We start from the raw sequence: 15352 nt of genomic DNA, 5'->3' as shown, positions 1-15352 counted from the left end.
TAGCAGCCTTGCGGCGGCGGGTTATTTCACTTTCACGATCTTGGCAGTTTTGCGTTGTGAGCCCTGCAGCAGCTCTACATAGTAAGTGCCGGGGGATAGTGCTGCTCCTACCTGTAAGGTGGTAAAAGGCATTACCTTCTGATGGTGCTCTGCGATCCTGCCATAGGCGTCCAGGATATTCACCATGATGGGCTTATCTGCCGGACCACTGAGAGACAGGGTGAAGTAATCGGTGCTGGGATTGGGAGCCACCTTTACGTCCAACTTGCCGTTGGAAGGCGCCTGTGTTGGCTTGGAAGGCTGAAGGGTTTCCTTTACTTTCTCCGCCATATTGCTGTTGCCGGAGCAGTTGATGGAAACACCCTTTAATACAGGCGTATACTTTTTATCTGTGGTGCTCAGCGTTGCTTTATACTGGATGTAGCGGCTGCTGCTGTTCACCGGGGTGCCAGGCGCCTTAATAGGTGTAAAGGAAGACCATGTGCCATCATTGGGGTTGGGGGTGTCACCGGTGCTGACAGCAATAGCGATGGATGTACCGGGGGGTGTTTCCCCGAACCAGTTCACCGCGCCCCAGTTGGTAGCGGCGCCTGCGTCAAACACTCTTGAAGTGAAGCTGCCGGAGGTGGCGTAGGGGGCCACATGCATCCAATCTATAGACAGTCCTTCATCGCTGCTCACAAAATCGCTGATCTGGATGTACATATTGGTGGTCACCTTCAGGTTGATGGTGGCCGCAGGTTTTACATCGTTATCAACATAGAACTCAAAATTGGTCGGGTTCCATTTGATACGGTAAAAGTGTAGAGAGCCCAGTAAACCTGATCCAATCTTTATTTCGGTATTGTTGGAAGCGCGGGCATATATATTACCGTCCGCCTTGTTGGCCTGACCAATGGTGATCCAGGTGCCGTCTGCATAGGGCTGATCGCTGGAAAAGCCGATGTTCTGATAGCTGCCTGCACCAAAGATGGCGGCGAACTCGATGGACGATCCGGGCTCGAAGCTGGCATTGGAGAAGATATGTGTGCCGTTTACGGTGATCACGCCGTTATTATTAACGGTGGTACCATCGTTATTATAACGGGCGCCGGACCAGCCTTCGGGAATGGATTTAAGTACACTGATAAACTCTTCGTTTACCAGTGGCTGCAGGGTAATGCTGCCGTTGGGGTTTACCAGTGCCCCAACATCCTGTCCGCCATCACGGAAGTTGGCAGCAGAACTGTCTACTGCACAAGGTCCCGTTGTGACGGTAAAGCTTAATGGCGGAGCGGTAGTATTAGGGCGTACCACTGTGTTACCGGCGGCGTCTTTCGATTTTATCCTGAAATAATAGGTAACTCCCGGCGTAAGGCCGGCAATCTGTACTGCGTGGTCTGTGCCTCGTTTATTATCACCGGCATGCTGCGTAAGGTTTTCGGCATTGATGTCGTAATCCACGGTGGCATCTGCACTTTCGTCGGTATTCCAGGAAACGGTTACCGTACCATCTTCATTGGTTACCGGTTTTACATTGCTCACAGCAGGAGCAATGGTATCTTTAACACCAGCGGTAGCAGTAGCAACCGGTGTTGCAACCGCAGCCTGCTGTGCAGGTACTTCATCCGGAATGAAAACCACATCTACCCAGTAATTACTGGAGCCGTAGTTATTATCCGGGAATACCGGTGTGGTGGAGTATTTATACAAGCCATTAGGCCCGTCTTCACCATTGGCCAGCGCGCGGAGGGGGCCATTTACCACTGCCTTGTCAAAGAAAGGATTGGTGGTGGCATAGTCGCCCGTGTTATTGAAATAGGAAGCTATATAAGTAGTATTGGCGCTGATAGTCACAGGTGTGGTAAATGCTACCTGTTGCCAGCCTTTTGCGGTGTCTGCCTCAAAGGTACCTTCAGCCAGCTTGTTGCCGGAACTGCTCCATAGGTGCACGGTATAGTTACCGGCTACGGCGCCGGCTTTATAAAACCGGATGGCTGTTATTTTACCGCTTTGGGCGGCTCTGAATTTTACACCCAGTTCAATGCCGCCCATCCCGTCATTAACGGGAGGAGTGGAAGGTGCGTCTGCAGGTTGAAAGATACTTGTGTCCCCCGGCAATGCCCGCTCAAAGTGGCTGGCAGCCATCATTGTCTGTACCATAAAAAGAGGAGAAACCAGCAGCGGGAAAAGCAGAGTTCTGAAATGCTTTTCGCAAACATAGGATAGAGAGTTGCCTAACATGATGCTTAATAACGCTTTAAAATAAAGATATCGGTTTACCTGAGCCGAAATATACGAAAAATATTAATATTATTAAAAACCACCATCTGTCAACAACCGTGCCAGAAACAGAAAAACCGGGTGATGGAACAAGTCTTGTCACCCGGTTGGAGGAAGATAAATAATGACCTTAGCGGCTTAAGGCTTGTTTTATCACTAAAACTGCCGCAGCTATCCAGAATAACAGCTGACAGATAATAAAGACAGCAAGGCAGGATGCGACAAACAGCTGTCCAAGGATAAGGGTGTCAAAGGTGTTGTACTCGTAATGCCTCCCCGGTAATCCGTAATAAGCGATTGCAGCAGGGAAGCTGCTAAAGATTAATAAGCTTAGCAGGCTTATGATTACCTGTGCCCAATGCCACCTGGCTGATAACAAACCTTTTTTTCTGAGTGCAAGGTGTATTAACCATGTAAGAAGCAACATGAAGTACAATGGTGCGAACAGTATGTTGCCGAATAATGGGTGGTCGCTGAAGATGAAGTAAGTGTCATGCATATGTATATCTATACCGGAGTTACCGATGTACAGGCGAACTACCACCATGCAGAGCAGTAGCAGCAGTTCAGGTAATAGGAATAATCTTTTCAGCATATAATATTTATTATTCTCCCAATGCAACCGCCAACAGGTACCAGGCCGCATGCGGCAGCCATTGTTCGGCCCAACGCCAGTCATAATCTTTACCGGTAACAGCATAAGACAGGTTAAAGTCGATATCTTCCTCATCTTCCAGTCCGGAAGTGATACCGTTCACAATGCCGCCCGGCGCATTGGTATATTCAAAGGTACCAAAGAAGCCGTAAGCCGGGTTATTATGACCCGTGCCCTGCAGCATGCAGGCATCGTAAGGATTCAGGCCCAGTATCCAGTTCAGCTGGTCCAGGGCAAAACGTTCCAGGCTATCGCGCAGCGGCTTGTCTTCCGGGAACAGTCGGGCCGTCAAACGTGCGGCGCTGGCCATGGAAGCGATCCTGGCATTTTCGCCCTGCCACCAGGGAGCGGTTTCCGTACCATGCGGAAAGAAGAAAGCAGTATGCCGCTTGCCAGAAGTATCCTGTACCAGCTGGCGGCTATAGCCGAAGGGATTATTAACCTCGCGGGTAACAGACAGCTCAAACTGCAATGACCTTCTAACGGTTTCCTTTATACGCTGTTGCATATCACTGCCTGCCAGCGGATAATAGCTGGCCAGGCTTACCAGCGGGAAGCCTGCATCGGCGGCGTGAAAGAAGGGACGGTCTTTATCATCTGCCCGCCAGTAATCATGATAAGTTTTCCAGGAGCTAAGCCGGTCCATTAACTGCCCGGCCCTTTTAACAGCAGCTGCCTGGTATTGCGGCTTATGGGTGGCCTTGTACAGTTCTGCAGCAGCAGCCAGTGCACAATAATCATCCACAATGTTTTCAATGCCGTTATTTGTCATTGAAGGGTTGTGTTGTTCCAGGAATGCAAATGCGCTTTCTGCCGCTTTCAGGTAATCAGCATTGCTGTATTCACCGGAGGTATCATAGGTAGCGGCAATAGCCAGTGCCGCGATAGCGATACCACCGCCGGAACGATAACTTACCTGGTAGCCTTTCCAGTCATCTTCCCTTACATTTGCATTGCCTGCGGCCTGGTCTTTTGATTTTTTGATGCTGTATCCTCTTTCCTTGCCGGGTATGATCCGGTCTTTTGCATATTTACCAGGTCCCGGTGCAGACACAGAGCGGTAAAAGGAGCCGCCGGCAGTATGTACACGGGCCAGGTAATCGGCGCCGTACATAGCTTCATCCAGCAACCTTCTGTTGTACTGACGATAGCCGGTGCCGCTTTTCTGGTGCAGCAGCTCATATGTCTTTAACAGGCTGTATACCGTGAGGGAGATCTGCTGCGGGTTGAAGTAAGTAGAAAAGGAAAGGTGGGAGAGATGCTTGCCATAATCGCCGGTGGCATCGTACCAACCGCCATGTGCGTCTATACCCGTTGTATCTGTGGTTCTTCCAGCCAATCTGAGATGGCGGTCTGCCTGATCCAGCAGCCCGGAGCTGCGCTGCCCTTTGAAATAGTAGATCACATCAGAAATGGTGGCCTGCTCCAACACATTTTTACCGATAATAAAAGGGTAGGAGGTGATACTTTTTCCACCGGCAGTGAGCTGTAACCGGTAGGCGCCAGGGCTTGTACAGCTGCTGAAGTCCATGGTCCAGAACACCCAGTGCTTCCATTTATTAACGGGGCCTGTAAATACCGGTTTACCTGTATAGACGGCCTTGCCGGTGTTCGCGTTGATCAACTGAAAACTGTTGATGCTGGCCGGGCTTTCGGCAACGATAATGGCCTTCTTTGCCTTGCTGCTTTCATAACCAACATGATTGGTTACTATTTTGATGTTTTGCGCAGGCAGCAAGATGGGTATGCTTAAAAGCAATACCAGGATGACGTGTTTTTTCCGCTGATAAAGCATGGATATAAATTTGACTGATAGCAGTAAAATAATCATAATTCACGGTAATGTATATGCTGCCGCTGAATATTTAGTAAGTTTGACACGGTTAAACATGATGGTTATGCCAGTTAACTTTCAAAGGTCCGTGTACCTGTTACTGTTGGTATTAAGCGCTTTCCGGCTGAACGCCCAGAATAAGCTCCTTGTTTTCCAGTCAGATTTCGGTTTAAAGGATGGTGCGGTGGCAGCTATGAAAGGTGTAGCTAACAGTGTATCTCCTGATCTGAAGTTGTATGATGTTACGCATGAGATACCTGCTTATAACATCTGGGAAGCGGCCTACCGCCTGGAACAAACAATTCCTTACTGGCCTGCAGGCACTGTGTTTGTGTCTGTAGTGGATCCGGGGGTGGGTACATCACGTAAATCTGTCGTATTAAAAACAAAAGCCGGTCACTATATCGTAACCCCTGATAACGGCACACTCACCCTTATTGCCCGGTCAGAAGGAATTGAAGCGTTGCGCGAAATAGACGAGGCACTGAACCGGCGGAATGATTCCCGTCAATCCTATACTTTCCATGGTCGCGATGTTTATGCTTATACAGGGGCCCGCCTGGCTGCCGGTGTGATCACTTTTGAGCAGGTAGGCCCGGAATTGCCAGATACTGTTGTAAGCCTTCCGCATCAGTCAGCCGTGTTGGAAAACGGCGCGCTGAAAGGCGCCATCGCCATCCTGGATGTACAGTATGGTAATTTATGGACAAATATACCAGACACTCTTTTCCAGCGCCTGGATGCAAAGCCGGAAGATATGTTACAGGTTAGCCTGTATCATAAAGGCAAACAGGTGTACCAGGGCGTCATGCCTTATGCCCGCACCTTTGGCGATGTTGCTGAAGGCAAACCGCTGGCTTATCTGAACAGCCTGATGCAGGTGGCTTTTGCACTGAATATGGACAACTTTGCCGCCAGATATCATATCGGGAGCGGAAGCGACTGGAGCGTGGTGCTGAAGCGGGCGGCGGCCATCCGGAAATAGGAAGCTGTTTTTCTCCCGAAAGCTCCCTGCTTTTTATATTTTTGCAGCCATGGAGCAAGAGACACTCACTCAAACCACAGAGACGGCTGTTGCCGGCGGTTCCAACAACTTTTACAGCATTCCTATCGGCTACCGGAGGATGGAGAACCTGCACATTGTTTTCTGGCTGCTGAAAGACATCAGCTGGTGTATGCTATGGCGTCCGCTGGGCATTGCGATGATCTTCCCTACCCTGATCATATCCATCATCATCGCATGGCGTACCCGGCAATTTATGTCAGAGCTATGCCATAACCTGGCCATTACCGTGTGGATCATGGCCAACTCCTACTGGATGATCGGAGAGTTCATGCATTTTGACGAAAAGATCGTTACAGGCAGCATCACCTATAAGCACCTGGCGGTAATCCCCTTTGTGACAGGAGTGCTGATACTGGCCTTCTATTACCTGTATTACAAACCTACCCATAAAGATGCGGTGGAAACCATGTAAGGGAGCGTTCCACCCCTTTCCCAATTAAATTTTTTACTTAAGACCGTATGGTCTAATTTAGCATACTTAACCTTTATTGTATGCAGCACCAGGTATTACCATTCTCCCTGCGGGTATCTGCATTTGTACTGTCAAGGCTGGGGAAACCATTTCCTGGTTTAACCGCCCGTATGTTCTTTAACATGTATAGCACACCGCCAAAAAGAAAACTCAGGGATTCACAGCTGGCCCTGAGAAAGACTGCCCGCGTAGAAAAAGTGAAGTTCAGCCGCTATCCTTTTGATGATCGCCCGCTTTCGCTGGTACTCTACAGCTGGGGAACATCCGGCAAAAAAGTACTGTTACTGCATGGCTGGGGCGGCAGCCCTTTTGATTTCAAACAGATGGTCTCAGCGCTGGTAACAGCCGGGTATGAAGTAATAACTTTTGACGCACCGGCGCACGGTGCTTCCCAGGGAAAGCGCACCAACCTGATGCAGTGGATGCATGTACTGGAACAATTACTGCAGCGCAGCGGTGCGGTGCATGCAGTAATTGGTCACTCGCTGGGCGGACTGAATGCAGCCCTTACACTGGTGCATAAACAGGTGAGTGTGCCGCGTTTGGCAATGATCAGCGCTGCCGTGAGCGCACCGGTATTCTTCAATGAAACCTTTCAGCTGTTTCGTATACCCCAGCAGGTAATGCCCAAACTGCAAAGCATAATTTTGCAGCGATTGAGAGGAGACCTGCGGGAGCTCGATCTTTTTCGTCACATTAACCAGATCAAGGCAGATAAGATACTGGTTGCCTATGATGAGAACGACCACCTGGTAAAGCAGGAACAGGTCAGCGAATTTGTTCGGCAATACCCTGCTGTTCAATCCCTCAGGATAAAGGGAGAGGGGCACTTCCGTATCATGAAAAATGAAACGGTGATCAGCAGCGTACTGGCCTTCCTCCGGTAGCAGCCGTTAACGGGCAAAGTTGGAGATCACATCCATAGTAAATGGTGTGGTGTAATGTCCTTCCGTTTTCAGGTAGTATTTATCCAGCTGCAGAACAGGCAATGTATCCAGTTCAAAAATAAAATCACCATCCACCGCAGTTACTATCTTTTTATTCTCTTCTATCAGCTTGTAAAAAAGGGTATCGGCTTGTGTATCTTTCAGGCGGTATATTTTTCCCGCTTCCAGGTCAAAGGTCCAGGTATGGCTGCCTGCCGGGTAAAAGACCGTGTCCTTCGTTATCCTTCCTGATTGTGTAATGGTTCTGTATTCGCTCACCTTGTTCCATGTTCCGCTAATGGCCACATCGGCGGGTGCTTGTTCTTCATCTTTCTTACAGGAGGCAAACAGGGCTACACCTGCCAACAGCATGAGTATTCGGGTCTTTTTCATAGGTATTGGTGTTAGTTAGACCGCTGCAAGATACTAAATATTATTAAATTAAATAATGTTATGCAGGGTAGGGTATTGAGCGCACCTGTACTAGGGTTGATTTGTACCTGATAATTTGTATTTTGGTCTCTTCACCAGAAAACCACGTATATGACTACAGCAAAAAACCGTCGTGAGTTCCTGAGACAACTAAGCGTGTATACTATGGGTATGGGCCTGTTGCCATCTGTGCTGGCCGCCTGTGGAGGTGCTGGCACATCTCAGGAAGCCGGCGCCGATTCCACCGCTGCCGATACTACCGCCGGCCAACAAACCGCTCAATCGCTTTTCTTCAAGATTTCACTGGCAGAATGGTCTTTCCACCAGGCATTGTTTGCAGGTAAAATGACCAACCTCGATTTCCCGGCTAAAGCCAGTGAATTTGGCATTAATGCAGTGGAGTATGTGAACCAGTTCTTCAAAGACAAGGCAAAGGACAAAACCTACCTGGCCGATCTGAAGAAGCGCTGCGATGACAATGGAGTGCGCAGTGTGCTGATCATGTGCGACGGGGAAGGAGAGATGGGCGACCAGAACACCAAAAAACGCCTGCAGGCAGTAGAGAATCACTACAAATGGATAGAAGCTGCCGAATACCTGGGATGCCACGCCATCCGGGTAAACGCCGCAGGCGAAGGCAAACCTGAAGATGTGGCCAAAGCAGTAACAGAATCTCTCAGCAAGCTGTCTGAATTCGGTAAAGCGCATAATATTAGCGTAATAGTGGAAAACCATGGCGGGGTTTCTTCCAATGGCAAATGGCTCGCCAACGTAATGAAAACAGTGAACATGCCTAACTGCGGTACACTGCCTGACTTTGGAAACTTCTGCCTTAACCGTACCAAGCCGGAGAGCAATACGCCGGAAGGCTGGGCCAATACAAAGTGCCTGGAAGAATACGACCGCTATGAAGGCGTACTCGAATTAATGCCTTTTGCAAAAGGGGTGAGCGCTAAAACATACGACTTTGACGCTAACGGCAACTGCGTGGAAACAGATTATGCCAAAATGCTGAAGATCGTAAAGGATGCCGGCTATACCGGGCATATAGGCATCGAATACGAAGGCAGCAAGCTGTCTGAAGAAGAAGGTATACGTAAAACAAAGGAACTCCTGTTAAAAGTGGGAGCAACACTCGCATAATTTTTCAGTGTGCTGATATGCGGATGATAATGCAGTAGCAGCTCATTCGCATATCAGCACATTTATCAGTTGAAATTCAGCTGTACTTCATTCCCTTTGATCTTGTAACTATTGTAACCCACCGGTTCACGGAGGCTTTCCAGTACCTGCTGCAGGGTTTGTTTGTTAAAGCTGGCGTTCAGCGGCGGAACGTCTGATGCACTGCCCTTAATGGTGATCGTAACAGCGAACCAGTCTTCCAGTTTCCTTACTACCGTTGTAAAAGGTGTGTTTTCAAAACGCAGCGCTTCCTGCAACCAGGCTTCCAGCTCGGCGGGATCATAGGTTTCCTTTTCCATCAGGTCAATCTCTTTATTGGCCAGCACCATGTTACCCCGTTCCAGGATCTCCGGCTGGTTGTCTGAACTGGAGTGGTAGCTTTTGGCTACCCTCACTTTTCCGTTCAGCAAATAGGCGGTAGCACCGGGTTGCGCCGCAAAACATCTTACTTTAAAGCCCGTCCCCAGTGCGGTAATGGTCAGGATCTCCGTCTTTACCACCAGCGGCTGGGCGGCAGAGGGGGCGGCATCAAAGAAAGCTTCTCCGTCCAGCACCAGTTCACGTCCTCCCTGGGGGAAATTTTGGGGTACCAGCAACCTGGAACCCGCGTTCAGTACAACCGTACTGCTGTCGGCCAGCTGCAGCTGTTTACGCTGGCCTACCTGTCCCTCATAGGTGGTATACGTCAGGTTATCGTTCAGCAGGGCCTTTACCGCATCTGCGCCGGGCTGTTGGCAGCCGCTGTAGAGAGCCGCTGATAACAGCAGGCCTGTAAATTTGTGGAATGTATATTTTACTGACACTTAAGGTGATGTTTTTACTGACAGCGTTAAAAATAAACAGTTTTTTGTTAAAACAATGGCGGCCCCTTAACTTTGCGGCCCATGGAAAAGCAGCTACCCTTGTCATTTGATAATACCGCCATTGCATTTGAGCACAGAACAGATAAAGCGCTCAGAAAAGCCGATTTCCTGTTCAGTAATATCGGGCGGCCATGGCTGGTAAAGCTGGGAGCAACGCTTACTCCGCTGGCCTTTAAAATAGGCCTCCCCATTAAAGGGATCATTAAAAACACCATCTTTGAACAGTTCTGCGGCGGTGAAAACCTGGAAGAAGCCGCTCAAACAGCCCGGCACCTGGGCAAATTTCATGTAGGAGCAGCCCTGGATTATGGGGTGGAAGCGATGGAAGGAGAGGAGAACTACGACAAAGCCGTGCCTGAATTCATGCGCGCCATTGAATATGCTGCCACCAATCCCAATATTCCCTTTATTGCTATTAAAGTCACCGGTTTTGCCCGCTTTGAACTGCTGGAAAAGCTGCATCGTAAAGACACGGTGAACAGCGAAGAGCAACAGGAATTTGAACGGGTACGCAACCGCATCCGCACCATATCGGAAACAGCGGCCAGACACAAGATAGGGCTGCTGATAGATGCAGAAGAATCCTGGATACAACAGCCCGTTGATGACCTGGCGGATGAGATGATGGAACTGTTCAATAAAGGACAGGTAATTGTTTATAACACCTTCCAGCTGTATCGGCATGACCGCCTGGAATTTCTATATGCTTCTTTTAGGAAGGCGCAGCAAAAAGGCTACTGGCTGGGCGCCAAACTGGTGCGCGGCGCCTATATGGAAAAAGAACGCAAACGGGCGGAGGAGCAGAACTATCCATCGCCCATACAACCCGATAAAGCAGCTGCCGATCGTGACTATAACGAGGCCCTCAGGTTCTGTATGGATCATCTTGATCAACTGGCTGTTTTTGTAGGTACGCATAACGAACAAAGTTGCATGCTGGCTGCCAGCCTGCTCCACGAAAAAGGACTACCACATAATCACCCGCATGTCAGCTTTTCCCAGCTGCTGGGCATGAGCGATAACATCACTTTCAACCTGGCCCATGCAGGGTATAACGTTTCAAAATATTTGCCTTACGGCCCTGTAAAAGATGTAATGCCTTACCTTATCAGGCGCGCCCAGGAGAATACTTCCATCGCCGGACAAATGGGCCGCGAGCTTAGCCTGATCAGGAAAGAGCTGAAGCGCAGAGCCATGTAGGGGGAAATACCAAATACCAAATTCCAAATAAGCGAATGTAGTCGCGAAGATCATTTGGAATTTGGTATTTGGAATTTAGTATTTGGCTTTTGCATTTACTGGTTTTCGTTCTGCGGTAGCGGGAATTTATCCCATACATCATCTCCTGCTCTGTCCAGCGGCAATGTGTTAAGCATGTTATAGCGGCGTACATCAATCCAGCGATGTCCTTCATAGAAGAGAGAGTAACGCCGTTGCCGCAGCATTTCATTGATCAGCGCTGTTTGTGTTACTGCGCCGCCATATGGAGCAATATTATGCCCGGTACGGATCCTGTTTAAGGCTACCTGTGCATCGGGCAGGTTGTTCTGCTGTATCCTGGCCTCGGCATAGATCAGGATCAGCTCTTCGTTGCGGATGATGGGGATAGGCGCGGTATTGCTGGTGTACACCCATACGTCGCGATTGCTGGAAAGCCCGCTCTGGCCTGCGGCGCTGGTACGAAGGGTAGCTTTGCTGATACGGTCGTCACCGGGTGTGATATCTGCAGCATAGGAGGGATGCGCCACTCTTACCTCGCCGCTCTGGTTCTGCGCAATGAATGCCGGGTTCAGAATGTCATTGGCGCCGGTGCCGAATACATGATATACGCCTGTGTTAAAGTCACCGTTCAGGTCAAAGAAAGATTCACTCAGCGCCGTGAGTGCGGCAGCCCATTGCTGGCGGTATACCGCTACCCTTGCAGCCAGTGCACGGTTAAACCGGATAAGTCCGTCTGCATCGTTAAAGCCCTCAAAACCCTCGGAAAGCGGGAAGATCACGGACGACCCTGTCAGGTCTGCCTTACCTGCATCCAACAATTGCGCAATAGCCTCCAGCGCAGGTTCTTTCGGAACAAAAGGCCCTGGATTGTAAACATCCCTTACGTCAATACGTACGCCGTTGGCATCTGTCATATTCAGGTTCAGCAAAAGCTGGTAAGCCTGGATCGTTTTGGCAAACCCCAGGTAAGCCTTGCGTTCTGCATCAGTAACCGCTGTTGAATTGGTGGCTGCGTCCAGCAGTATATTGGTTTGCCTTACAACGCGGTAGCGGGAGGCCCAGGGATTGGTAAGGTAAAAGGTATTGTTGTCCAGTGTAGATGAACCGCCGCCCAGCAGCTCGCTTGTAAAACGGGGCTCAGATCCGGAGAAGCGGTAAATTTCACGCCCTATAACGCCGATGGCATCGTAATAGGTGCCCAGTGTAAAACGCATACCAGACTCGGTGCCGGTCACCAGGTTATTCAATTCTCCCCTGGTAGGGTTAATGGTGATAACGTCTGTCTGCGGAGTGTTCAGGTTAGGTATCTCGCCTTTCTGGCAGGCGGCCGCCAGCAGTATTAAGCCAGATAGTGCAGTATATTTTGTGATTGATAGTTTCATATGATAATGAGTTTAAGTAAAGGTGAACCGGATCAGAAATCAACGCCAACATGGAAGCTCATACGTTTGGAAGCAGGGAACGGCGTTACTTCCACGCCGCTGGATATACCGTTGCTGCCACGACTGGTGGTGGTGCTGATGGTATTGCTGCCAAAGTTGGATACTTCCGGATCATAACTGATGTAGTCTGTCCAGGTGAACCAGTTGTTTGCTGAAACTCCTACCCGTAAACCTCTCACATACCTGTTCTGAGGTAATGGAATATTATAGTAAAGGCCTATCTCACGGATCCTTACATAAGACGCATCCTGTACAAAAATGGCAGCGCTGCCTGCATTAGCGCGTTGGGGGCCATTCTTCACACCGTCGCCATCACTGTCTTCATCCCAGTCAGGACTGGTGCCTCCAAGGTCTGTCAGCAATTGGGTAAGGTTAATATTGTCACCGCCTTTTTTCCAATGTACCAGGAAACGCAGGCTGAGATTATTCAAAACGGTCACTTCGTTGAAGAAGTTCATCTGGAAAGTAGGTTCTGAATTTCCCAGTGTCACAAACAGGTTCTGCCCTGCATGCTGTGGATCAGGTATGGACCCTTTGATCTGTGTGGCCGGTTCGCCTTCTTCTATATAGAAAGTACCGAGCGAGTTACCAAATGCGCCCAGTGCAAATGGAGGGATGCTAAGCTTGGTAACTTTAGAGCGGTTCCGCCACCAGTTAATGTTGGAGCTCCACCTTACGTTTTTGGTATTAACGGGCAGCAGGCTTAAGCCAAGCTCTATACCCTGGTTACGCAGGTCGCCGCCGTTCACCCATTCTGCGGTAAAACCGCTGGATCCGGGAGGAAGCCTGCGCAGCAGCAGGTCAAATATCTTCTTGTTGTAGTAAGTAGCTTCCAGGTTTATGCGGCCGTTCAATAAACTGATGTCCAGACCCGCTTCCAGTTCGGTCTGTTTTTCTGGTTTGATGATGGTGTTTCCCAGCTGGTTGTCTACCAGTGAACCTGGCAGTCCGCCGGTATTAGAGCCCACCAGGGCGGTAAATTTACTGCCATAGGGCGGCACGTTGCCAGACTGCCCGTAGGCGGCGCGGAGCTTAAAGCTTTCAATGGCGTCAACTTGCCAGAAATCCATTTTTGCCAGGTTCCAGGCAAGGGATCCTTTGGGATAAACGTAGTACTTTTTGAAATCGCCGTTGTTGGTAGAGCGGTCGAAACGTACACCTGCGGCAGCGGTAATAGCGTCCATGATCGTTACCTCTTCCTGTGCAAAAATACCGTTGTCGCGGTATTTCAGTCGGAACTGCCTGGGGTTGGAAGCACCTGCCTGGTCTACACTGGTTTGTGTACCTACCAGTTGTGTGGCCAATACAATAATGTTATCAAGGTTACCAGTTTCCAGTGTAGCGCCTACCGTGGTAGTGAAGCTGAGATTGGAGGAGGGGGTGAAATTATTGATCAGGTAACCGTTCAGGTTCGTGTTGATATTATTGGTATTACCCTGTATGGAAGCGCCTCTCAGGGTGTTTTCCATAAACTGTAAGGAGCTGGGGAAAACTACATTTGTTCTGAAGTTATAAAAGTCAACACCACCATTGGCTACCAGGCGCGTGGTGCTTTTATCGCTTTGCAACAGCCGCCAGTCAAACTTTATACCGGTGGTAAAACGGTTGGTCTGTTCGTTGTTGAACATCCTGGCCCTTGTTTCCAGCGGGTTGGATGCAGCAAAACGGTTGCGGGGAAAATTGCCGTTCTGGTCAGCATGCAGTTCCACGAACCCTGGAGTGGAAGATAGTGCCACGCCGTAGGTAACGCCGTTGTTATCATTATTGGTAAGGCCGCGGTCTGCGCTGGAATTAACATAGTTGGTGGTAATGCCAACTGACATACGGTCGTTGATCTTATGATCCAGGTTCAAACGCAAAGAGCTGTTCAGGTAGCCGGTACCTTTAATGATCCCGTCTTCGCTGCGGCGGTTGGCGGCAAAGAAGAAAGTAGTTTTTTCAGAACCGCCGCTCACGCTCAGGTTGGTGCTTAACAGCAAACCGGTATGGCCGAACAGTTCTTTTTCATAATCATAGATCTTACCGGCTGCCTGCGCATCCAGAAACTCCTGGCGGAGCGCATTGCGGGCTGCAATTACATCGGGGTCGGGAGAGCTGGAAGACCCTGCCAGGTCGGCCGCTGTTTCTGCGGTGAAAACACGTTGTCCCAGCAGCTTCCGCACTTTTACAAAACCGGTTTCCTGGTTTACGCTGATATTGGTTCTCCCGGTCTTTCCTCTTTTGGTGGTGATAACCACTACGCCTGCAGCAGCTTTAGAGCCATACAATGCAGCAGCAGATGCTCCCTTCAGTATTTCGATGCTCTCAATATCCTGTGGGTTCAGGTCTGCAATACGGCTGGAAGGGTTATCCTGGTTTTGCGGGTTACCGGCGGTAGCCGCGCCGGTTACATCGTTCAGTCCTGCCGGAACGCTGGCGCTGTTCACAAAGATCCCATCCACCACATATAAAGGTTGAGAGTTACTGAACACGGAGGTAATACCTCTTACCTTTACAGAGATACCGCCACCGGGCGCACCGGAGTTGGCAGATATATATGCGCCGGGTACCTTACCGCTCAATGCAGCATCAAAGGTTTGTGCAGGCGCTGTACCCGATAGCTGGCGGGAGTTGATGGTGGCTACCGCATTGGCCAGGTTGCTGCGTTTTACGGAGGTGGCCAGACCGGTGACCACTACTTCATCGAGGCGGGCAAAATCCTCTTCCATGGTAACATTCACTGTGTTGCCTGTAATGGCAGCCGTTTTGGTTTTATAGCCGGTAAATGAAAATGTCAGCTGGTTACTGCCATCCGGAACAGACAGCGTGAATCTGCCATCAACATCCGTGATGGTGCCCCTGTTCGTGTTGGGCACACGAACGGTAACACCGGGGATGGCTTTGCCCAACACCGCATCCGTTACCCTCCCGGATACGTTTTGTTGTGCATACAGCGAATACGTGCTGCACAAACATAGCAGCACAAAAAGCGTAGATTTAGATAGATACATAGAACTA

At 49.8% G+C, this 15352-nt stretch carries 11 protein-coding genes; 5 read left to right on the top strand and 6 right to left on the bottom strand.

The window, feature by feature from the left end:
- Nucleotides 1–21 precede the first annotated feature (21 nt).
- Entirely contained in the window at nucleotides 22–2142 is a 2121-nt protein-coding gene (locus tag Q0577_RS06410; RefSeq protein ID WP_298733863.1) for a DUF4082 domain-containing protein, read from the bottom strand.
- Between the two features lie 725 nt (nucleotides 2143–2867).
- Nucleotides 2868–4712, bottom strand: coding sequence for a glycoside hydrolase family 9 protein (locus Q0577_RS06405; RefSeq protein ID WP_298733861.1), 1845 nt, complete (start codon nucleotides 4710–4712; stop codon nucleotides 2868–2870).
- A 103-nt stretch (nucleotides 4713–4815) separates the two neighbouring features.
- On the opposite strand from Q0577_RS06405, the gene Q0577_RS06400 reads away from it, so the two are divergent.
- The 3 genes from Q0577_RS06400 to Q0577_RS06390 all read left to right on the top strand — a co-directional run bounded on the left by Q0577_RS06400 (nucleotide 4816) and on the right by Q0577_RS06390 (nucleotide 7176).
- Nucleotides 4816–5736 carry an S-adenosyl-l-methionine hydroxide adenosyltransferase family protein gene (locus Q0577_RS06400; protein ID WP_298733859.1) on the top strand — a complete coding sequence of 307 codons (921 nt, stop codon included), beginning with the start codon at nucleotides 4816–4818 and terminating at the stop codon, nucleotides 5734–5736.
- A gap of 49 nt (nucleotides 5737–5785) precedes the next feature.
- Nucleotides 5786–6229: a hypothetical protein gene (locus Q0577_RS06395; RefSeq protein ID WP_298733857.1), complete on the top strand. Its 444-nt coding sequence runs from the start codon at nucleotides 5786–5788 to the stop codon at nucleotides 6227–6229.
- Between the two features lie 80 nt (nucleotides 6230–6309).
- Complete coding sequence (locus Q0577_RS06390; protein WP_298733855.1) at nucleotides 6310–7176, top strand: alpha/beta hydrolase; 867 nt, start codon at nucleotides 6310–6312, stop codon at nucleotides 7174–7176.
- Between the two features lie 6 nt (nucleotides 7177–7182).
- On the opposite strand, the gene Q0577_RS06385 is transcribed toward Q0577_RS06390, so the two are convergent.
- A complete protein-coding gene (locus tag Q0577_RS06385; protein ID WP_298733853.1) occupies nucleotides 7183–7608 on the bottom strand; it encodes a hypothetical protein in 426 nt (141 codons plus the stop codon).
- 150 nt (nucleotides 7609–7758) lie between these two features.
- Between Q0577_RS06385 and Q0577_RS06380 the strand changes: the two genes are divergently transcribed.
- The gene (locus tag Q0577_RS06380; RefSeq protein ID WP_298733851.1) at nucleotides 7759–8790 is read left to right on the top strand and encodes a sugar phosphate isomerase/epimerase family protein; all 1032 of its coding nucleotides are present in this window, start codon (nucleotides 7759–7761) and stop codon (nucleotides 8788–8790) included.
- Nucleotides 8791–8855: 65 nt separating this feature from the next.
- Here Q0577_RS06380 and Q0577_RS06375 read toward each other — a convergent pair whose 3' ends face one another.
- On the bottom strand, nucleotides 8856–9632 hold the full coding sequence (locus Q0577_RS06375) for a FecR family protein (RefSeq protein ID WP_298733849.1): 777 nt from the start codon (nucleotides 9630–9632) through the stop codon (nucleotides 8856–8858).
- A gap of 81 nt (nucleotides 9633–9713) precedes the next feature.
- On the opposite strand from Q0577_RS06375, the gene Q0577_RS06370 reads away from it, so the two are divergent.
- Complete coding sequence (locus tag Q0577_RS06370) at nucleotides 9714–10892, top strand: proline dehydrogenase family protein (protein ID WP_298733847.1); 1179 nt, start codon at nucleotides 9714–9716, stop codon at nucleotides 10890–10892.
- 95 nt (nucleotides 10893–10987) lie between these two features.
- Here Q0577_RS06370 and Q0577_RS06365 read toward each other — a convergent pair whose 3' ends face one another.
- On the bottom strand, nucleotides 10988–12295 hold the full coding sequence (locus tag Q0577_RS06365; RefSeq protein WP_298733845.1) for a RagB/SusD family nutrient uptake outer membrane protein: 1308 nt from the start codon (nucleotides 12293–12295) through the stop codon (nucleotides 10988–10990).
- Between the two features lie 32 nt (nucleotides 12296–12327).
- The gene (locus Q0577_RS06360) at nucleotides 12328–15345 is read right to left on the bottom strand and encodes a SusC/RagA family TonB-linked outer membrane protein (RefSeq protein WP_298733843.1); all 3018 of its coding nucleotides are present in this window, start codon (nucleotides 15343–15345) and stop codon (nucleotides 12328–12330) included.
- Between the last annotated feature and the right edge of the window lie 7 nt (nucleotides 15346–15352).

It is taken from the genome of uncultured Chitinophaga sp. (genome assembly GCF_937898475.1).
Classification (GTDB): domain Bacteria; phylum Bacteroidota; class Bacteroidia; order Chitinophagales; family Chitinophagaceae; genus Chitinophaga.
Note: the sequence above shows the minus strand (reverse complement) of the source record. Positions and strands in the feature narration are given on the sequence as shown.

Bases quoted from the DNA above. Each gene is read 5' to 3' on its own strand.
- Q0577_RS06360 (WP_298733843.1), bottom strand. From the start codon at position 15,345: ATGTATCTATCTAAATCTACGCTTTTTGTGCTGCTATGTTTGTGCAGC.
- Q0577_RS06385 (WP_298733853.1), bottom strand. From the start codon at position 7,608: ATGAAAAAGACCCGAATACTCATGCTGTTGGCAGGTGTAGCCCTGTTT.
- Q0577_RS06395 (WP_298733857.1), top strand. From the start codon at position 5,786: ATGGAGCAAGAGACACTCACTCAAACCACAGAGACGGCTGTTGCCGGC.
- Q0577_RS06365 (WP_298733845.1), bottom strand. From the start codon at position 12,295: ATGAAACTATCAATCACAAAATATACTGCACTATCTGGCTTAATACTG.
- Q0577_RS06410 (WP_298733863.1), bottom strand. From the start codon at position 2,142: ATGGTACAGACAATGATGGCTGCCAGCCACTTTGAGCGGGCATTGCCG.
- Q0577_RS06370 (WP_298733847.1), top strand. From the start codon at position 9,714: ATGGAAAAGCAGCTACCCTTGTCATTTGATAATACCGCCATTGCATTT.
- Q0577_RS06390 (WP_298733855.1), top strand. From the start codon at position 6,310: ATGCAGCACCAGGTATTACCATTCTCCCTGCGGGTATCTGCATTTGTA.
- Q0577_RS06400 (WP_298733859.1), top strand. From the start codon at position 4,816: ATGCCAGTTAACTTTCAAAGGTCCGTGTACCTGTTACTGTTGGTATTA.
- Q0577_RS06405 (WP_298733861.1), bottom strand. From the start codon at position 4,712: ATGCTTTATCAGCGGAAAAAACACGTCATCCTGGTATTGCTTTTAAGC.
- Q0577_RS06380 (WP_298733851.1), top strand. From the start codon at position 7,759: ATGACTACAGCAAAAAACCGTCGTGAGTTCCTGAGACAACTAAGCGTG.